The organism is Metabacillus sp. B2-18, from assembly GCF_021117275.1.
Classification (GTDB): Bacteria; Bacillota; Bacilli; order Bacillales; family Bacillaceae; genus Metabacillus.
In genome coordinates, this window is record NZ_CP088245.1 from 2,259,369 (window position 1) to 2,279,322 (window position 19,954).

The following is a 19,954-nucleotide window of genomic DNA, read 5'->3' on the forward strand; positions in this document are numbered from 1 at the left end:
TGCTTTAAAGGATGGTTCTATGAGGCTTAAGATAATTCTAGTCACTGTACCTCTACTCTTGCTTATCACTTTGCTCGTTTTCATTCCTTTTAAACAAACTCTTGCTTTTACTTATGAAAACGAAGAAAAACTACTTGCATATCTACCTTTTGAGAAAGAGAATTCCTTTCAAATTAAATATACACATTCCATTCATCTTTCAGATGTCATTGAAACCTACAAACTTACTAAGAAGCAAATTATCTTAACTGAATTTTCTTATAAAGATTTTGCAATAGGCATGCCTTCTAATGCAGAAGGAGATGAGGTATTTGAAGAAAAAAATGGTACATACTACATAAAGAATATGAACCGTGCTTTCCCATTTGTTGATCTTCGTCTCGGGCAGGTAAGAGCGGATCATCGAATTATTTATAAAGATCACACATATACATTATCAAATTTTATTAAACCAGGAACATGGGTGCGGATGTCACCTGAAAAAATGTCATTATGGGAGCTATTGAAAGGAGTGAACATAAGTGGTTGATGAAAATAAAACGTTAAATGAAGAAGAACAACAGGCATTATTGGAAAAATATGATCCTGAAGCCGGTACACGTAAATTAACAGGTATTATTGGCTGGATTGCCTTTATTGGACTGCTATCATTCTCACTATTTCAATTATATACAGCCATTTTCGGTGTTTTTACTGCACAAATTCAGCGGACCATTCACTTAGGGTTTGCACTATCCTTGATTTTTTTACTTTTTCCTGCTAATAGGAAAAAACGTCAAAAAGGAAAGCTTCAAATTGCATGGTATGATGGCATATTAGCTCTCCTTAGTGTTGGTATAGGAGCTTATTGGCCAATTAATTTTAATGATTTGGTTATGAGTGTTGGACGTCTATCACAAATGGATTTTATCGTTGGAATCATCGCAATAGTATTAGTGTTGGAAGCAACACGAAGAGCAGTTGGTCTTCCGATTACTATTATTGCCCTTATCTTCTTGGTGTATGGACTTTATGGGCAGTATATGCCAGGTTTCCTTGCACACAGAGGATTATCACTTGAGCGATTAGTTCAAACGATGTTCTTTACTACTGAGGGGATTTTAGGAACACCACTTGCCGTATCCTCAACATTTATTTTCCTATTTCTCTTGTTCGGAGCATTTTTAGTGAGAACTGGAGTAGGACAATATTTTAATGATTTGGCTGTTTCCATTGCAGGGCGCAGAACTGGTGGACCAGCTAAAGTTGCGATTTTCTCAAGTGCCCTACAAGGAACGATAAGTGGAAGCTCCGTTGCAAACGTTGTTACCTCTGGTTCGTTTACAATACCAATGATGAAAAAGCTTGGATATAAAAAAGAGTTTGCTGGAGCTGTAGAAGCTGCTGCATCAACAGGTGGTCAGCTAATGCCTCCTATAATGGGTGCTGCTGCCTTTCTAATGGTTGAATTTATCGGCGGCGGTATCACGTATTGGGAAATAGCAAAAGCTGCTGCAATCCCTGCCGTTCTATATTTCGCAGGAATTTGGATTATGACTCATTTTGAAGCGAAGCGAATTGGTCTTCGTGGATTAACAAAAGAAGAAATGCCTGATCGAAAAGAAGTGTTAAAAAAGTTTTACCTGCTACTTCCAATTATAGCGGTCATCGTATTATTAATGTCAGGAATTATTGTCACACATGCTGCATTATATTCAATTTTAGTAGCGATAATCGTAGGGCTATTTAATAAAGCAACGAGAATGGGACCAAAGCAATTTGTGCTAGCACTTGTAGACGGTGCTCGTTCTGCTTTAGGTGTTGCAGCTGCAACTGCTGCAGCGGGTATTATTGTTGGAATTGTAACAAAAACAGGTTTAGGATTAAAGCTTGCAAATGGATTGATTGATTTAGCTGGAGGATACTTAATTCCAACATTAATGCTAACCATGTTAGCAGCAATTGTTCTTGGAATGGGTTCGCCAACAACTGCTAACTATGTTATTACATCAACAATTGCTGCGCCGGCGATTATCTTATTAGGTGTACCTGACTTATCAGCTCATCTATTTGTTTTCTATTTTGGAATTATTGCAGATATTACACCACCAGTTGCCTTAGCTGCATTTGCAGCAGCAGGTGTAGCAGGAGGAGAGCCTTTGAAAACAGGGGTCAACTCAGCCAAACTGGCCATTGCTGCCTTTATCATTCCATATATATTTGTTCTTTCACCAGAGTTGCTCATGATTGACACAACGTGGTATGAATTAGTATGGGTGCTTATTACAGCCGTATCTGGAATGCTTGCTATCGGTGCTGGTATTATCGGTTATTGGATGCGCAAACTTCATTGGATTGAGCGAATTGTCGCACTTGTTACAGGGCTTCTGCTCATCTATCCTGAAGGTATTTCTGATATTACAGGAATCATTGCCTTTGCAGCCTTACTGGCTCTACAATTTATTTGGAAACGTGATAAAGGAAATACGTTAAAAATGTCTAATTAAATTAGTTTAAAGCCTGATACTTCTCGTATCAGGCTTTTTGCTGGGCCTATTAATTGACTGATTATTCAGGTAAATACTAAACTAAACATAGTACTGCAACTTTAGATGGGGAGTGATGAGGTGTCACGTAAAGATCAGAGCTGTGAACTGGATCTTGAAATCTTTAGATAAATCTACAAAAACTGTTGAAATCAATGAAGATGGCGCTTTCAAACGTCAATCCAATAAGTTTACTACTCCGTTCGGTAGCGAGCCAGATGAGCTTCCAGTTGAAGCAGGACGCTATCGCTTATTATGGACAGCAGCATGTCCTTGGGCGCACCGAACTGTTATTGTTCGTAAACTTTTAGGCTTAGAAGATGTTATCAGCTTAGGAACAGCAAGTCCTTTTCGTCCAAAACTCAATCGTGTGGACTGGGAATTTTCATTGGATGAAGAGAGTAAGGATCCAATCCTTGATATTAGGTATATGAGTGAAATTTATCATCAAACTGATCCTGAATATACAGGACGTCCTACAGTACCTGTTATGGTGGATTTACAAACTAAAAAAGTAGTGAATAATGACTATTTTAAGTTAACTAATTATTTTGAAACGGTATGGTCACCGTTTCATAAGGAAAAAGCACCAGATTTATATCCTGAAAGCTTGCGTGAAGAAATCGATGAACTAAATGATCTTATTTTTCAAGATATTAATAATGGAGTTTATAAATGTGGATTTGCGCTTTCTCAAGATGCTTATGAGCAAGCTTATGACCAGCTTTTTGCTCGGTTAGATGAGCTAGATGAGCGACTTTCTAACCAGCGTTTCTTGCATGGTGATTTTATTACAGATTCAGATGTTCGCTTTTACACAACTTTAGTTCGATTTGATGCTGCTTATTATTCAGCATTTAATACAAATCGCACCTTAATTAGAGAATTTTCAAATTTGTCTGGCTATGTGCGTGATTTATTTCAAACACCAGGTTTTGGGGATACAACAGATTTTAACGCTATAAAAAATCATTATCATCTTTCAATCACAATCTTCACAGAAAAAGAAGATGTAAAAATTTTGCCGAAGGGACCTGACTTATCTTTTTGGAAATCACAGCACAACCGGGAGTTACTAAGTAAACAAAAAGAGAAGTTTATCATAAAAAAATGAAAATGGAGATCACAAAATGATCATAAGAGATGCGTCTAGGGAAGAGATCCCTTTTATTAGAAAACAAAGAGTTTCAGCTTATAGCGAGCATGCAACATCTGTTTCATCAGAGCATTGGCAGGCACTAAAACAAGCCATCTCCTCTGAAGCAGATGTCCAAGATGGAGTAGAGTTAATTGTGGCTGAAATAGATGGGGAAATTTTAGGAAGTGTTGCGTTATTTCCACCACAATCTGATGCATATGAAGGAATCGTTGATAAGCTTGATTATTCCGAAATACGTTTACTTGCTGTTTCTACGGAAGCTAGAGGAAAAGGAGTGGCTTCAGCATTAATCAATGAATGTATGAAACGAACAAAAGAAAAAGATATTGATTCTATTGGACTTCACACAGCTGATTTTATGAAAAGTGCAATGAAATTATATGAAAGTTTTGGATTTAAACGAATTCCGCAATATGATTTTGAACCTGCTAATGATGGTGTTATTGTAAAAGCTTTTAGACGTTCAGTTTAAAAAATGAGGGTGACTCAAAAGGTTGTTAAATAACGACCTTTTGAGCACCCTTTCTTTATTTTTGGTATAGAAACCAAATAAGTAGGATTTTTTTAATGAAAAAGGGGTATTCCTCCCCCTTATTGGCATCCAATATCCTCTTTTGCTTTATTTCTTTTTATTGCCTTCTGCATTTTTTTACAGTTATGTGCAACGCAAAGAAGCCCCCATTCAATCGTATTTTTTTGGAGGCCACGCATTGAAAAGCGTCTGAACTGCTGATTATGTTTTATTTGTCCAAATACACTTTCCACATCACATTTTCGTTGGCTATATAATTTTCGTCCTTCTTCACTCTGAAGACGTTCACGAATCTCTTTTCGTTGCCTTTGATTTTCTAGTGATATTGTAATTGTTTTTTGTTCTTTTCCTTTGGCACAAGTTTTTTGGAAAGGGCAGCCGGCACATTCAAAACATGAATACTTTCTTTTAATTGAAACATATTCATTATCAGAAGTTTTTGAGGTTTCATACTGGAATACAAGGCGTTGCTTGTTTGCACATATAAACTCATCTAGTTCCTCATCGTACTCCATATTTTCTACACGTTCGATTTTATTTTTCCAGTTTCTTTTTTGTTCCTGATCAAATGTATTATATTTTATGTACGCTGTTCGTCCTTCTCTTTCTAAAAAGTCATAGTTTTCCTCACTACCATAACCAGAATCGGCAACTATTTTTTCTGGTTTCACTCCGTGCTCCTCCAGGTGTTGAAGATGAGGGATTAAGCAGCCTGGATCACCTGCTCTTTGATGTAGAGAGAAACCTGTAATAAATTGACCTTCTGTTCCTGTTTGTACATTATATCCTGGTTTTAACTGCCCATTTCGCATATGATCTTCCTTCATTCTCATAAAGGTCGCATCATTATCTGTTTTCGAGAAACTGTTTCTTCCATTGAAAAGTTGATTTTGTTCTTCATATTTCACTTTTCGAGGAAGGTAGTCTTTCTTTAATAATCGAACAGCTTTTTTCGCCTCTTTATTTTTGGGTTCTGTCTCTAAATGCTTTTCTAACTTTTTAATACTTTGTTCAATCTGTTCCGAGGTAATCGGAGTTTCTTTTAACTTTTCTTCTAGCCCCATGGAAGTGGCGGTCTTTTCCTCTTTTTCAAGGATATGCTCAATTTGTAAAGCGAGTTGACGATATTTATCATCTAAACTTTTTTCATATTTCTCTGTCGCTTTTCTCCAAACAAAAGTATACTGATTTGCATTTGCTTCGATCTTAGTCCCATCTACAAAATAGTGCTCCAGCTTGACTAATCCTTTTTCACGTAGTAACTCTACAATTGAAAAGAAAACTTGATAGATTATGTCTTTCATTCGCTCCGATCGAAAACGATTAATCGTACGAAAATCAGGAGTTTGACTACCACTTAACCACATAAAGTAGATATTTTCGGTTAGTAATTTCTCTATTTGTCTTCCTGAGTAAACTTTTTGTGTATAAGCATAAATGATGACTTTAAGTAACATTTTTGGATGATATGATGGGCGTCCACCACCTTTGTAAGGTTGAACCAACAAAGTATCGTCTAGCTTTTCTACAGCTTCATGAACAATGATAGATAAATGATTTTGAGGGATGAGAATTTCAAGGTCTAATGGAAGAACTAACTGATTCATGTTATAATTAACGAAAGAAATATGATCATATTTCATAAAAAAATCGTTCCTTTCTTGTATAAAGTGGTGTGGTAACTTCATTATACAGAATCGGGCGATTTTTTTGTTTTTAATTTTGTCTTTTAAAAGGTTGTTTTCGTAGATTGTTGCAAATAAATATTATTTTAAAAGGATAGTGGAATGGAGCGGAAGACACTTGACTCCTGCGGGAGGTAGAGGAAAGGCTGAGACCCCGCAGGCGAAGGCGAGGAGGCTCAGCTTCCTCCCCGCGGAAAGCAAGTGTCTGGAGCGCAATGGAACGAACCAGTTTTTATAGTTAACTTTATTTAAAAAACACTTTTTAAAAAAGGCTAACCCAAAGGTCTAAAATCTAGACTTTTGGGTCAGCCCCATTTACATTTACATTTAAAATTGTTGATGATTCTGCAGTTGGTTTTCTGCCATTGCAACTAAACGCTTTGTCATTTCCCCACCAACAGAACCGTTTGCACGAGCTGTCGTATCGGCTCCAAGTTGTACCCCAAATTCATTCGCAATTTCCTCTTTCATGGAATTAAGAGCATTTTCTGCACCAGGCACAACTAATTTGTTGTTTCTTGCCATTGTACAACACCCCTTTTGAATGGTTTAGGAACTCCCGAGCACTACAATCAGTTGCTCATGAATTATTGTACCCGCCTAACTCAAAAAATATTGAGGATCTCTTTATTTTGATTGATGGCGATTTTTTACTTTTTTCTTCATTTCTTCTGTACGGTCATCCTTTTCAGAGCCGTAATGAAAATTTGTTAATTTACCTGTATCTGGTGGTTGCATTGATTGGTTTTTATCCATTTTTAACCCTCCTTTGATTCACTAATAGTTTGTGCAAATGCTTGATGTTTTGAGGTGGGAATTTGGTCCAATCTTTATTACTTAAGAATCAGTTTCTTAAAGGTTCCTTACTAAGGAGTTCATCTGATGAAGATTGAGAAGGTACCTTAACAAATTTAGCCATAATGATTGCCAATATGCATATAAAACCTGCAAAAATAAATGCTTGAGTAAAAGAAATAGCTTTGATGATAAAAGGTCCAGCGAAGGCAGATAGTCCGTATGCTTGATACATAAAACCATAATTTGTACCTATGTTTTTTGTCCCATAGTAGTCTGCCGTTACAGAAGGAAAGAGAGCGAGAAATCCACCAAAACCAAAGCCGATGAAAGAAACTGCGATTAAATAAATCGGATAGTTCATGAAACCCGTGCTCATATAAAACATGATGAGTGCGGTTAAAGCATAAATGATCACAAGTGTACTTTTGCGTCCAATGCGATCTGAGATTTTTCCTAGAAGAATTCGCCCAGCCGCGTTAAATAATGCAATCACCATTACAGCATTTGCAGCTTGCTCAACATCAAGTTTTACTAAATCAACCCCAATATCTACTGCAAAGCTAATAACAAGAAGTCCAGACACACTTCCAAATAAAAACATCGTCCACAAAAGATAAAACTGATACGTTTTTAACATTTGAACTGGTGAAAAATCATTTGTTACTTTAGAAGTATTTGTTAAGGATGTGGTATCATCGTTTGGTGGATTTTTTAATAACTGTGCACCTGCTACAACTAATACAAAATAAAGTATTCCTAAATAAAAGAAAGAAGACGATACACCGAAAGTATCAATTAAATATCCGATAACAGGTTTATAAATTAAACCACCTAAACCAAATCCGGCAACAGCAACTCCACTAATAAAGCCTCTTTTATCAGGAAACCATTTTACACATGCAGATAATGGACAAACATAAGTCATTCCGATACCAATTCCACCCACAACACCGTAGAAAAAGTATAATTGAAATAATGTAGTAGCTTGACTTGATAGAATTAAGCCAACTCCAAGTAAAATTCCACCTATTGTTGCTACCCATTTTGGTCCGATGCGGTCTTGAAGCCTTCCTGCAAAAATGGTTGTTAAGGCAAATACTGCAATTGTGATGGAGAAGGTAACAACAATATCTTCTTTTGCCCAACCAAACTTATCCATTAAAGGCTGATTAAATAAACTCCATGCATATACTGCTCCTAAATTAATTTGAATGAGAATTGCTCCTAATACAACTAACCATCTGTTCAATTTTATTTCCTCCTAAGTTATTAACAAATAAAAAAGAGACCAACGGTGACAAATGATTATCAACGTTGGTCTCTTGTGCACTCACTTAAAGTGTTTACAAAAGCAACCAAATATTATGATTTTGTAGTGGATCTGCCTAATGCTTAAACGTTTCATAAAATGATATGATTTCCATCCATTTTTGTGAATGCGCTTACTAGGTCTAGCGATCTTTCGGGTCAATTACATAACCTATTGCAGTTAGGGAAAAGTAAAATGAAAAGAAAAGGAGGATAATCATATGGGAATAAAAGACATATTACAACTAGAAAAGCCGCTACTTATCCTTCTTTTTGGTGTTTTACTTTCACATTTAGGAACATATTTGGTTACACCGATGCTTCCGATTATTTTAAAAACAGATGCAGGTTTATCGATAGGACAAATTGGAATTGTGTTAGCAAGTATTGCCATTGCCTTTCAAGTTGGGAGCGTGGCCGGAGGAGTTTTAGCTGATCGTATTGGTCGAGGATTTACGATAGGACTTGGAGCTTTGATTGCTGCATGCGGACTTATTGGGTTTGGTTTATTCACACAGTTTTCTTTTTTGATCGTTACTGCTATTACAATGGGATTTGGTACTGGATTAAATGCTCCTTCAACAAAAGCAGCCATCGCAGCCTTTGCTTCTTCAGAGAACCAAACAACAGCTTTTTCCATAAGAGGCATAGCTGCAAATATTGGGACAGGCTCAGCAGGATTAATTGTTTTTTTTCTTTTAACCGGAACATCTAAAATGATCTTTTGGATTGCTGGTGGAATTTATATCCTTTTAGCACTACAAAGTTGGATTTTTCTCCCAAAGGGTTGTGGTGATGTGCCATGTGAGGGAATTCCTAAGGGAGCTTACAAACAGGCATTTCAAAACAAGCCCTTTATGGTGTTTAGTTTTGTAACGATTATTATATGGGCTTTATATGCACAGTTATCTCTTGCATTACCACTTAGAGCAACAGTTATTTTACCGGAGCCTAAAAATGTTGCGTTGATATGGACAGTTAATAGCTTAATTGTCATCTCATTACAAGGCTTGATTACAAAGCGAATTATTAGGAAAGTAGAGCCTCTAACTGCATTAGGATTAGGGATTCTCTTCATAACGATTGGAATTGCCTCGTTATTTTTTGCACAATCATTTTTCCATTTGATCCTTAGTGGAGGAGTGTTTGTTATTGGTGAAATGATGATTCTTCCTACAATAGACAGTACCATCTCACAATTGTCAAAAGGAGAATTAATCGGGTTGTTTTTTGCCTTATCAAATGTTGTTTACGGCTTAGGAGAGGCTGGTGGAAAATCTGCTGGTGGAAGAATTCTTGGTGTAGGTGAAAATACTTTAACACCTGTTTTCATTTACACCGCCTTAGGATTTGCGCTAGTAGTTGTTGTTACTTTTCTTAAAAAATGGCAGCCACTTAGACAATCGTTACAACAGGCATCATCAAAAGAAAACAAGCCTAAAGATGCACCTCGACTTCCAAGTGAACCTGGACAACATCGAACACATCCTGTTAACAGATGGGAACCAGAAGTGTTCTTCAGGAAAAAGCCAAGAACAGAATGATGATAACCAGGTGCATAATCGATATCTTATTGGTGAAAATCTTATTATAAAACAAAGGAGGTTAAAAGCATGAGCGTTTATGAAAACTTTCCAGTCGCAAACTTAGATCGTGATCAATTAAACAAAATCATGAGTCTAGAAAAAGAATTAAGAAGTGAAACAAATGAAAATATTGTGTTAATAGCGTATGATGAAAAAGATGAGGGAATGGAATAAATCACCACTTTAATTGTAACTTTTGTCATTTTATCCAACAATATGTTGAAATATCATTTTGGTTGCTTTAATATAATACCTATCAATTGATAACAACTTAAAATAGTAAACGCTGTAGATTAAGATGCCGCTTAAGGCTTAATAGGGAATTCGGTGTAAATCAGAAACTGTCCCCGCAACTGTAAGTGTCGACGAAATAAGCAATCCACTGTATTGAAGCTTTATTAAAAGTGATATATGGGAAGGGGCTTAAAGTAGAGTGAAACACAAGTCAGGAGACCTGTCTTAATTTATCAAGTTTCAGTTTCTTCGGGAGGTGAGAAGGTGAGACGAATGCAACCATTTTAATTTTTTGGATTGCTTTCGTATTGCCTTTTCATCCGCTCAATAAAGATATGAGCGGATTTTTTGTTCTGTCTAAATGTATAAGGTTTTATGGTTGATAGCTTAGGTATTTTCCATTGGTTTGATGATTGTTTTTATAAAAAGACATATTTCAAGAGACAACCTAATACGTTTAGATGAGTAAATTAAATAGAGTTTTAAAGATTAGGTGCACTTCAACTACTGTAGTGCTTAAAAGGGAAGTCGGTGAAAGTCCGACACGGTACCCGCCACTGTTATGGGAAGCTTTATAGCATAATGTCACTGAATGTAAACGGGAAGACGTTATAAAGCTATGAACCTAAGTCAGGAGACCTGCCTATCTTTTTATACTGATACCTACGGGCATATAGGTAGACGTGTAGTAGAAAATGCTGGTCACTTGCGCCATTTTTTAATGCACCTCTGCCTATATAGAGGTGCATTTTTATTTGAAAAATTTTAATAGATTGGAAGTGTTTAGATGACGACTTGGAATCTAACAGAAACAAAGCATCATGTACTTATTTGTAACGGAAGCAGCTGTATGAGAAAGGGTGGAGAAGAAGCAACTCAGGCAATCAGAGAAGAAATTACAAACTTAGATTTGGATGCAAGCATTCATACAACAAGAACTCGTTGTAATGGAAGATGCAAAGATGCGTGTGTAATGGTGGTCTATCCGGAGGGAGTTTGGTATAAAGCTGCAACGCCTGAATTAGCTAAAAAGATTGTTACTGAGCATCTTGTAGGTGGAAATGTGGTAGAAGACAGCGTTATTTACACATATGATAAAGATCATTTTACTGCACCTGAAAATTCAGAGTCGATTAAAGGAATAGTAAAACCGCAAAAGAGTAACGTTTAATACCGTTATACGTATTGAAAGGAGGAATTTACTTGCTAGGAAAATTACTTGTGATCGGATTTGGTCCAGGAAGCTTTGAACATATGACAAAAAGGGCTCAAGATGCGATTCAAGAAAGTGACTGTATTATTGGATACAAAACATATGTTGAATTAATTCAGGATCTTTTAACAGATCAAGAGATTATTAGTACAGGAATGTCAGAGGAAGTAAGCCGTGCCCAAGCAGCTGTGAAACTTGCCGAAGAAGGAAAAACAGTAGCTGTCATATCAAGTGGTGATGCTGGAGTGTATGGAATGGCCGGACTTGTTTATGAGGTTTTAATTGAAAAAGGCTGGTCAGAAGAAACTGGTGTGAGTGTAGAAGTCATTCCGGGTGTTTCGGCAATTAATTCATGTGCATCACTTTTAGGTGCCCCAATTATGCATGATGCATGCACAATCAGTCTCAGTGACCATTTAACTCCTTGGGAATTGATTGAAAAGCGTATTGATGCAGCTGCTCAGGCTGATTTTGTTATAACTCTTTATAATCCTAAAAGTGGTCGTCGAACAAGACAAATACAAGAAGCGCAACGGATTTTATTAAGCTATCGTTCACCATTAACACCTGTTGGACTTGTGAAAAGTGCGTATCGTGACAGACAGCATATCGTTATTACAGATCTTGAGCATATGCTCGAGTTTGATATCGGAATGCTTACAACGGTTGTGATTGGAAATTCATCGACATTTTTATATGACAATAAAATGATTACGCCAAGAGGTTATCAACGTAAGTATACGTTAAATACCACTGAGCAGAGATTAAAGCCACATGAGCGTCTTCGACATGAAAACGAACCATGGGCATTACATAAAGGTATTAACGATATGCCACCAAATAAAAAAGCAAAAGCAACCAAAGAAAAAGAAAGCTCTTTGCAACTTGCTTTAGAAGCGTTGCAAAAAGTTAAGGGAGACACAGATCCTTCTATTAACGAAGAAAAGTCTCGAAATTCTGTAAACAACCCGATTACATCGATTTTTGAATTAGCTGTCAGCCCTGGTATTGCAAATAAAAAATTCACTCCAAAGCAGATGATGACTCTTGCAGAAGTGACCGGGGACGATGGTTCAATGGAGTATACACCACATCATCAAATTCTTTTACGAATTCCGACGAGTGAACCGGAAGTGATCACCGAAAAACTTAAAGAAGTTGGGTTTTTATTAGAACCTATTGGTGATGTTTTTCAAATCAAGGCTTGTGATTTTTGTGAAGGAGAAAAGAAAGATTCCATTCCATATGCAGAGGAGCTTCATGAAAAGTTAAGCGGGCTAGATTTACCAAAAGAATTAAAGGTAGGATTTAACGGGTGTGGAATGGCATGTTTTGGTGCTGTGAATGAAGATATCGGAATTATTTTTCGAAAAGGAAAATTTGATTTGTTTTTAGGAGCCAAAACAGTCGGTCGAACAGCTCATCCTGGTCAACCGGTTGCTGAAGGAATAGAGCCCGAAAAAATCGTCGAAGTGATTGAAAATATTGTTCATGAATACAAGGAAAAAGGACATCCAAACGAAAGGTTTTTCAAGTATTTTAAACGTGTTGGTAATGTTCAAGGCTATTCATATAGGGACATGAGTCCAAAAATTGAAATTGAACCAGCTCCGTGCGGAGATTAATAAGGATAGGGGAGAATAGTATGAAAGCAATTTTACTCGTTGGACATGGAAGTCGAGATCATGAAGGAAACGACCAAGTAAGACAAACAATTGAAGAGTTAAAGCCACAATTAGATTCGGAGCTTTTAGTGGAAACCTGCTTTTTAGAGTTCGAACGACCAACTATTAATCAAGGTATTCAAACATGTGTAGAAAAAGGGGCAACTAGTGTTTTTGTCATTCCACTAATGCTACTTGCAGCAGGACATTCTAAAATCCATATACCAGCTGCGATTGATGAAGCGAAGGAAAAGTATCCTCATGTTTCATTTACGTATGGAAGACCTTTTGGCATACATGAAGAAACAATGGAAATTTGTAAAAGCCGCTTAGAAGAAGTTGGCGAGAAAATCAACGAAGAAGATCCTGAAACAGCTGTTATTTTGTTAGGTCGCGGCGGCAGTGATCCTGATGCAAACAGTGATTTATATAAAATTACAAGACTTTTATGGGAAAAGCTACATTATAAGTTTGTTGAACCTGCTTTTATGGGTGTAACAGATCCTTTAATTAAAGAAGGCGTTGAACGTTGTGTGAAATTAGGGGCAAAGAGAATTGTTATTTTACCTTATTTTCTATTTACTGGTATTTTAATCAAACGTTTAGAGCACATGATTGAAGAGTTTCAACAAGAGTTTCCTGAGGTTGAATTCAAGCTTGCCGGCTATTTTGGCTTTCACTCAAGACTTAAAACCATTATAAAAGATCGAATTCAAGAAGCGTTGCAAGGTGAAGTAAAAATGAACTGTGATACATGTGTGTACCGAATTGAGGCAATGGAACATATTGATCATCACCACCACCATGATCACGATCATGACCACGGGCACCATCATCATCACCATCATCATGACCATGATCATGATAACGAGCACAACCATGAGCCAGAGGTTCAAAAACTATGATTCTCTTTTTAGCCGGTACAAGTGATGCTAGAGCACTAGCATTAACCGTGAAAGAAGCAGGATATAACATTCTTACAACAGTCGTTACAGAGAATGCAGGAAAAGAAATGCAAAAGGTAGGCTTAGATGTATATGTAGGAAGGCTTACGGATCATGATTTTACAACGATGATTAAAGATCAGGGCTTTCAAGCGATTGTTGACGCTAGTCATCCGTTTGCTGAGGAAGCTAGCAAAAATGCACTTTTGGGGGCAAAAGCAGCTGGTGTTCCATATATCCGTTATGAGCGGGAATCTCAAGTCTATGAACAAAAAGGGATTGTGATGGTTGAAGGCTACGAGGAGGCAGCAGAGGTTGCTGCTGAAAAAAAAGGTGTGATTATGTTAACAACTGGGAGTAAAACTCTTGAAATTTTCACACGTAGATTACTAGATCTACCGAATACTCGTGTTATTGCAAGGATGCTTCCAAGAAAAGATAATATGGAAAAATGCGAAAAACTTGGCTTTCCTCAAAAAGACATCGTCGCGATTCAAGGTCCGTTTTCAAAAGAATTTAACGCAGCTCTTTATAAACAGTACGGAGTAACAACGATGATCACAAAGGAAAGCGGCAAAGCAGGTTCTGTTGATGAGAAATTAGAAGCAGCTTTGGAGCTTGGTATCGAGACAATTATGATTAAAAGACCAAAAATTCAATATGGTCATGCTTATTCTGACTTTGAAGGATTACTCAGCCATATTAACAGAATAGTTGATAAAAAATTGGAGGAATAGATGATGGATTTTAAAACAGAATTCAAACCACTTACAGTTCAGCCTCAAGAAATTGAGGGAATTAGTTTTCAAATGATTGATTCAGAGTTTGGTGATCATAACTTTACCGAAGAACAATATAAGGTTGTCCAACGTGTTGTACACGCCTCCGCTGATTTTGAATTAGGTCATAGCATGCTTTTTCACGATAAAGCTGTTCAAGCTGGTATTAACGCTATTCGTAATGGTGAACAAGTATATGCGGATGTTCAAATGATTTTAGGCGGCGTCAGTAAGCCAAGAATTGAAAAACATGGCGGTGGTGTACATGTTTACATTTCAGACCCAGACGTCATGGAGGAAGCAAAGCGTTTAAACACAACTCGTGCGATTATTTCTGTTAGAAAAGCGATTAAACAGTTTGACGGAGGAATTTTTGCGATTGGTAATGCACCAACAGCTCTACTTGAATTAATTCGGTTAATTAAGGAAGGTGAAGCTAAACCAAGCCTAGTCATTGGTCTGCCTGTTGGTTTCGTATCAGCACCGGAATCAAAAGAAGAATTAGCAAAATTAGACGTACCATTCATTACGAATGTAGGTAGAAAAGGTGGTAGTACCGTTACGGTTGCAGCGTTAAACGCAATCTCTCTTCTTGCAGATAAGGAATAAACGATGAACGGAAAAACCAAAAAAAAAGACAAAAGTGAAATGCGCTCCGGTTATACAACAGGTGCATGTGCAACGGCGACGACCAAAGCCGCATTACTCTCATTAATTACAGGTGAGCCTCAAATGGAGAGCACGATTTATTTACCTGTTGGAAAATTTGCGACATTTGTCATGGAAAGTTGCACAGTAGAAGCAAACGTTGCTGAAGCCGGAACAATTAAAGATGCCGGAGATGATCCAGATGCAACACATGGAGCTCAGATCATATCGACTGTTTCTTGGAGTGAAACACCAGGCATTACACTAGATGGCGGAATCGGCGTTGGTCGGGTCACAAAAGAAGGTCTCCCTGTCCCAGTTGGCGAAGCAGCGATTAACCCTGTACCAAGAAAAATGATTCTTGAAACAGCAGCGGAGGTCCTTCAAAACCATAACATTACAAGAGGAATCACGATCATTATTTCTGTTCCTGATGGAGAGAAAATGGCCGAAAAAACATTAAACAAACGACTTGGTATTATTGGTGGAATTTCAATATTAGGAACAAGAGGCACTGTTATTCCATTTTCAAGCTCCGCTTATATGGCGAGTATTGTTCAAGCGGTTAGTGTGGCACGAGCAGGCGAATGTGAGCATGTAGTGATTACAACGGGTGGCCGCAGTGAGAAGTATGCGATGCAGCAATATCCGGAGCTTCCTGAAGAAGCCTTTATTGAAATGGGTGATTTTGTAGGGTTCACTCTAAAGCAATGTAAGAAACAAGGAATCAAAAAGGTTTCTCTTGTTGGAATGATGGGGAAATTTTCAAAGGTAGCTCAAGGTGTGATGATGGTCCACTCAAAAAGTGCACCAGTTGATTTTGATTTTCTCGCAAATGTTGCTGTTGCTGCTGGTGTAAAAGATGAAAAATTAATTGATGAAATAAAGCAAGCCAATACCGCATCACAAGTTGGAGATTTGATGGCAGAGAATGGTGTTGATGATTTTTTCACCATACTTTGTGAAAATTGCTGTCTTTCAGGTTTAAAAGAAATTGGCGGCGGAATCTCAATAGAAACGAGTTTGTACACAATGAAAGGTGCATTGCTTGGAAAGGCAGGTAAACATGACGAAGAAAATGAAAGTAATTGGAATCGGTGATGATGGCAAACAAAGCCTGCTTCCAGTTTATGAAAAATGGATTTATGAGAGTGATATTCTCGTAGGAGGAGAACGACAACTTTCATTTTTCAAAGATTTTACTGGTGAAAAGAAAGTCATAAAAGGTGGCCTTTCTTCACTCGTAAGTGACTTAGAAAAGGAAAACCGCAAAATTGTTGTCCTTGCATCAGGTGATCCTCTTTTTTATGGAATAGGGAGCTATCTTGCAAAAAAACTGGATGTTGAGGTTTATCCTTATTTAAGCTCTTTACAACAAGCCTTTGCTAGAATGAATGAAAGCTGGCAGGATGCCTACATCACTAGTCTACATGGCAGAAGTATAAAAGGTCTTGTGCAAAAAATTAATGGAAAAGAAAAAATTGCTCTTCTAACAGATGAGGAGAATAGCCCTTCTCAAATCGCTCGCTATCTACGTTCCTTTGGAGTTTCAGAATATAAGGCATTTGTTGCTGAAAATCTTGGTGGTGAACAAGAGCGCTGTGCTTTTTACAGCTTAGAAGAGCTTGAGAATATGGAGTTCTCTCCACTCAATGTTGTTATTTTGAAAAAAACATCTGAAGTGAAATCTTGGACTATAGGCATTGATGATGAAGAATTTCATCAAAGAAAGCCTGAAAAAGGTCTTTTAACTAAAAAAGAAATAAGAACACTTAGCTTAAGTGAATTGAAGCTTTCAAAAAACAGTGTTGTCTGGGATATCGGTACTTGCACAGGTTCTGTTGCCATTGAAGCTTGTTTAATTGCAAATGAAGGACAAGTATTTGCCATTGAAAAAAATGATCACGACTTAGAGAATTGTCGGTTAAATATGCAGAAATTCAGAACAGATTTTACGGTTGTTCAAGGAAAAGCTCCCGAACACTTAGAAGCATTCCCTAATCCAGATGCTATTTTCATTGGTGGAACAGCTGGTGGCATGGAAGAAATTCTGAAGGTTTGCTGTTCACGACTTAACAAGGGTGGAAGAATTGTGCTAAATGCAGTCACCATTGAAAATTTATATCAAGCGGTTGAAGGTTTCAAGCGTAACGGTTTTGAGGTCAACATAACACTCTCACAAATTTCAAGAAGTAAACCAATATTAAATCTTACGCGTTTTGATGCGTTGAACCCGATCTATATTATCACTGCTCAACATAAGGAAGGGGAATAAAAAATGGTAGGAACTCTTTATGGCTTAGGCGTTGGACCTGGAGATCCAGAGCTTTTAACGGTAAAAGCTTTTCGAACGTTAAAAGAAGCACCAGTTATCGCCTATCCGAAAAAACGAAAGGGCAGCAAAAGCTACGCCCATCGCATAATTGATGTATACATAACACCAGGGGAAAAGGAAATGTTAGGCCTTGTGTTTCCGATGACAAAGGATCCGGAGATTTTAGAGCGCGAATGGTCACATACGGTTGATCTTGTGTGGGATAAGCTTAAAACAGGCAAGGATGTTGCATTTGTTACAGAAGGTGATCCCCTTTTATATAGTACGTTTATTCATATGATGAATCTTGTGAAAGAACGCTACCCAGAAGTGAATATTCAAACCGTTCCCGGTATTTCTTCCATAAATGGTGCAGCTTCACGTTTAGGCATTGCCTTAGCAGAGGGAGATGATCATGTGGCGATTATTCCTGCAAGAGATGACTATGAAGCAATGAAAAAAGCAATCGTTGAAAATGATTGTGTTATTTTCATTAAAGTAGCTAAAGTGATTGATTTAATGCTAAAAATTCTACGTGAATTAGATCTACTCGAAAAAGCATCTGTTGTAACAAAGGTAACATCGGATGAAGAAATCATCTGGGACATTCGTGAATTAGATCGTGCAGAGCTGGAATATTTAACGTTAATGGTGGTGAGAAAATAATGAAAATCACAATTATTGGAGCCGGTCCGGGAGATCCTGATTTAATTACTGTTAAAGGCTTAAAGCTGCTTCAGGAAGCTGATGTTGTCCTCTATGCAGATTCATTAGTAAGCAGTGAACTAATTGAGAAGGCAAAGCCTGAGGCCGAAGTGATTAAAACAGCAGGCATGCATTTAGAGGAAATGGTTGAGGTAATGGTTGATCGCGTCCAAGAGAGTAAAAAGGTCGTGCGTGTTCATACAGGTGACCCGGCTGTATATGGTGCGATTATGGAGCAAATTGCGATTCTAAATAAACAAGATGTTCACGTTGAAATCATTCCTGGAGTAAGCTCGGTTTTTGCTTCAGCTGCAGCTTTAGGTGCTGAGCTAACCATTCCTGAGTTAACACAAACCGTTATTCTTACCCGTGCAGAAGGACGAACGCCTGTTCCTGATGCTGAAAAATTAAAGGATCTAGCGAAACATAACTGTACAATAGCACTATTTTTAAGTGCAACACTTACGAAAAAAATTGTAAAAGAATTTTTAGATGCAGGCTGGAGCAAGGATACACCAGTTGGGGTTGTATACAAAGCAACATGGCCTGATCAAAAAATTGTTCGTTCCACACTTGAGCATCTTGATGATGATATGCGTAAAAACGGCATTCGTAAACAAGCAATGATTCTAGCAGGCTGGGCACTTGATCCTGATATTCATCATAAAGATTTTAAATCAAAGCTTTATGATAAAGCATTCACTCATGGCTATCGTAAAGGAGTGAAAGAATGACGCTCGTTTTAGAAGAAGGAAAAATTTTGGATCTAAAACAAACAGGTCAATATGCTGTTATTGCCATCACAAAGCATGGAGTGGAGTTAGCTCGTCATCTTACTGCTAATTTTCATCAAACAGACTTGTTTTATATGAGCAAATTTGAAAAAGGAGACGAAGATGCCCGGAATATTACTCTTTTTGAGGGAAATGTCCGCATGCTGCTTCCAACTCTTTTTCAAACATATAAAGGTATCATTATGATCATTTCTTTAGGCGCTGTTGTTCGAATGATTGCTCCTATCTTAAAAGATAAAAAAACAGATCCTGCTGTTGTGGTCATAGATGATAAAGGCAACCATGTTATCAGTGTGCTTTCAGGTCACTTAGGTGGAGCTAATGAGCTAACAAGAGAAGTGGCCGAATTATTAAAAGCAACCCCGGTTATTACCACAGCCTCCGATGTTCAAAAAACCATTCCTGTGGATTTATTCGGAAGTCGTTTCGGCTGGATATGGGAGAGCGCTGATAAATTAACACCTGTTAGTGCTTCAGTTGTAAATGAAGAGCATGTTGCCATTGTTCAAGAATCAGGTGAAAAAGAATGGTGGACATATGATACTCCTCTACCGGAAACATTGAAAATTTATCAGAATATTCAAGACGCAATCTCGGCAAAGCCTCAAGCAGCACTTGTTGTCACACATCGAAACCTAACAGAAGCTGAAAGTGTCATTTTACAAAACGGCGTTCTTTACCGACCTAAGGTTCTCGTTCTTGGTATTGGGTGTAATCGGGGCACATCGAAGGAAGAAATTGAACAGGTGATCGAGGAAACATTGCAGGAGTTACAGTTTTCGCCGAAAAGTGTGAAAGCAATTTGTTCAATTGATTTGAAAAAAGATGAACAAGGCATTATTGAGGTTGCACAGAAACATCAATGGGAATTTACCTGTTATTCGGCTGAAGAATTGAATCGTGTACCGATCGAGCTTCCTTCAGAAACTGTATATAAATTTACAGGTGCATACGGGGTTAGTGAACCGGCTGCCCGCTTATATAGTGGGGCATCATCACTTTCACTAACAAAGAAAAAATCAGGAAATGTAACGATTTCTGTTGCCGTAATTCCTTATTAGAGAGG

General features: G+C 37.6%; 20 protein-coding genes and 2 riboswitches. Of the genes, 16 read left to right on the forward strand and 4 right to left on the reverse strand.

The features are described from left to right. Nucleotides 1–19: 19 nt before the first annotated feature. The 4 genes from LPC09_RS11395 to LPC09_RS11410 all read left to right on the forward strand — a co-directional run bounded on the left by LPC09_RS11395 (nt 20) and on the right by LPC09_RS11410 (nt 4,156). Complete coding sequence (locus LPC09_RS11395) at nt 20–529, forward strand: DUF1850 domain-containing protein (RefSeq protein WP_098797010.1); 510 nt, start codon at nt 20–22, stop codon at nt 527–529. Continuing rightward, a complete protein-coding gene (locus LPC09_RS11400) occupies nt 522–2,486 on the forward strand; it encodes a TRAP transporter permease (protein ID WP_098796964.1) in 1,965 nt (654 codons plus the stop codon). Before LPC09_RS11395 ends, LPC09_RS11400 begins: the two co-directional genes overlap by 8 nt. 154 nt (nt 2,487–2,640) lie before the next feature. Then, on the forward strand, nt 2,641–3,639 hold the full coding sequence (locus LPC09_RS11405; protein ID WP_442920022.1) for a glutathione S-transferase family protein: 999 nt from the start codon (nt 2,641–2,643) through the stop codon (nt 3,637–3,639). A gap of 16 nt (nt 3,640–3,655) precedes the next feature. Continuing rightward, nucleotides 3,656–4,156, forward strand: a complete 501-nt coding sequence (locus LPC09_RS11410) for a GNAT family N-acetyltransferase (RefSeq protein WP_098796962.1) — start codon at nt 3,656–3,658, stop codon at nt 4,154–4,156. A gap of 119 nt (nt 4,157–4,275) precedes the next feature. Here the strand turns inward: LPC09_RS11410 and LPC09_RS11415 are convergent, their stop codons facing one another. From LPC09_RS11415 to LPC09_RS11425, 4 genes are all read right to left on the reverse strand, one after another. After that, nucleotides 4,276–5,859, reverse strand: a complete 1,584-nt coding sequence (locus LPC09_RS11415; protein ID WP_231308038.1) for an IS1182 family transposase — start codon at nt 5,857–5,859, stop codon at nt 4,276–4,278. 369 nt (nt 5,860–6,228) lie between these two features. Then, the gene (locus tag LPC09_RS11420) at nt 6,229–6,426 is read right to left on the reverse strand and encodes an alpha/beta-type small acid-soluble spore protein (protein WP_098796961.1); all 198 of its coding nucleotides are present in this window, start codon (nt 6,424–6,426) and stop codon (nt 6,229–6,231) included. A gap of 102 nt (nt 6,427–6,528) precedes the next feature. Further along, the gene (locus LPC09_RS27350) at nt 6,529–6,657 is read right to left on the reverse strand and encodes a hypothetical protein (protein WP_255301597.1); all 129 of its coding nucleotides are present in this window, start codon (nt 6,655–6,657) and stop codon (nt 6,529–6,531) included. 88 nt (nt 6,658–6,745) lie between these two features. Continuing rightward, nucleotides 6,746–7,948 carry an L-lactate MFS transporter gene (locus LPC09_RS11425; RefSeq protein WP_231309540.1) on the reverse strand — a complete coding sequence of 401 codons (1,203 nt, stop codon included), beginning with the start codon at nt 7,946–7,948 and terminating at the stop codon, nt 6,746–6,748. A gap of 280 nt (nt 7,949–8,228) precedes the next feature. On the opposite strand from LPC09_RS11425, the gene LPC09_RS11430 reads away from it, so the two are divergent. The 12 genes from LPC09_RS11430 to LPC09_RS11485 all read left to right on the forward strand — a co-directional run bounded on the left by LPC09_RS11430 (nt 8,229) and on the right by LPC09_RS11485 (nt 19,949). Then, a complete protein-coding gene (locus LPC09_RS11430) occupies nt 8,229–9,551 on the forward strand; it encodes an MFS transporter (RefSeq protein ID WP_098796959.1) in 1,323 nt (440 codons plus the stop codon). Between the two features lie 69 nt (nt 9,552–9,620). Next, nucleotides 9,621–9,767 (forward strand): hypothetical protein, encoded by a 147-nt coding sequence (locus tag LPC09_RS11435; RefSeq protein WP_176551045.1) that lies wholly within the window; start codon nt 9,621–9,623, stop codon nt 9,765–9,767. A gap of 105 nt (nt 9,768–9,872) precedes the next feature. Continuing rightward, a riboswitch (cobalamin riboswitch) is annotated at nt 9,873–10,069 on the forward strand. Nucleotides 10,070–10,301: 232 nt separating this feature from the next. Next, nucleotides 10,302–10,488: riboswitch (cobalamin riboswitch) on the forward strand. A gap of 126 nt (nt 10,489–10,614) precedes the next feature. Next, a complete protein-coding gene (locus LPC09_RS11440; RefSeq protein ID WP_098796958.1) occupies nt 10,615–10,998 on the forward strand; it encodes a (2Fe-2S) ferredoxin domain-containing protein in 384 nt (127 codons plus the stop codon). Nucleotides 10,999–11,030: 32 nt separating this feature from the next. Further along, entirely contained in the window at nt 11,031–12,665 is a 1,635-nt protein-coding gene (gene cobJ, locus LPC09_RS11445) for a precorrin-3B C(17)-methyltransferase (RefSeq protein WP_098796957.1), read from the forward strand. Between the two features lie 20 nt (nt 12,666–12,685). Beyond that, a complete protein-coding gene (locus LPC09_RS11450; protein ID WP_098796956.1) occupies nt 12,686–13,609 on the forward strand; it encodes a sirohydrochlorin chelatase in 924 nt (307 codons plus the stop codon). Next, nucleotides 13,606–14,385: a precorrin-6A reductase gene (gene cobK / locus LPC09_RS11455; RefSeq protein ID WP_098796955.1), complete on the forward strand. Its 780-nt coding sequence runs from the start codon at nt 13,606–13,608 to the stop codon at nt 14,383–14,385. Before LPC09_RS11450 ends, cobK begins: the two co-directional genes overlap by 4 nt. A gap of 3 nt (nt 14,386–14,388) precedes the next feature. Beyond that, complete coding sequence (locus tag LPC09_RS11460; RefSeq protein ID WP_098797009.1) at nt 14,389–15,036, forward strand: precorrin-8X methylmutase; 648 nt, start codon at nt 14,389–14,391, stop codon at nt 15,034–15,036. A 3-nt stretch (nt 15,037–15,039) separates the two neighbouring features. Beyond that, nucleotides 15,040–16,176 (forward strand): cobalt-precorrin-5B (C(1))-methyltransferase, encoded by a 1,137-nt coding sequence (locus LPC09_RS11465; protein WP_098796954.1) that lies wholly within the window; start codon nt 15,040–15,042, stop codon nt 16,174–16,176. After that, complete coding sequence (cbiE, locus tag LPC09_RS11470; protein ID WP_098796953.1) at nt 16,142–17,350, forward strand: precorrin-6y C5,15-methyltransferase (decarboxylating) subunit CbiE; 1,209 nt, start codon at nt 16,142–16,144, stop codon at nt 17,348–17,350. Before LPC09_RS11465 ends, cbiE begins: the two co-directional genes overlap by 35 nt. A 3-nt stretch (nt 17,351–17,353) precedes the next feature. Continuing rightward, entirely contained in the window at nt 17,354–18,055 is a 702-nt protein-coding gene (gene cobI / locus LPC09_RS11475; RefSeq protein ID WP_098796952.1) for a precorrin-2 C(20)-methyltransferase, read from the forward strand. Next, nucleotides 18,055–18,828 carry a precorrin-4 C(11)-methyltransferase gene (cobM, locus tag LPC09_RS11480; protein WP_098796951.1) on the forward strand — a complete coding sequence of 258 codons (774 nt, stop codon included), beginning with the start codon at nt 18,055–18,057 and terminating at the stop codon, nt 18,826–18,828. Before cobI ends, cobM begins: the two co-directional genes overlap by 1 nt. Then, nucleotides 18,825–19,949: a cobalt-precorrin 5A hydrolase gene (locus tag LPC09_RS11485; protein WP_098796950.1), complete on the forward strand. Its 1,125-nt coding sequence runs from the start codon at nt 18,825–18,827 to the stop codon at nt 19,947–19,949. The genes cobM and LPC09_RS11485 overlap by 4 nt, the downstream gene beginning before the upstream one ends. Nucleotides 19,950–19,954: the final 5 nt, after the last annotated feature.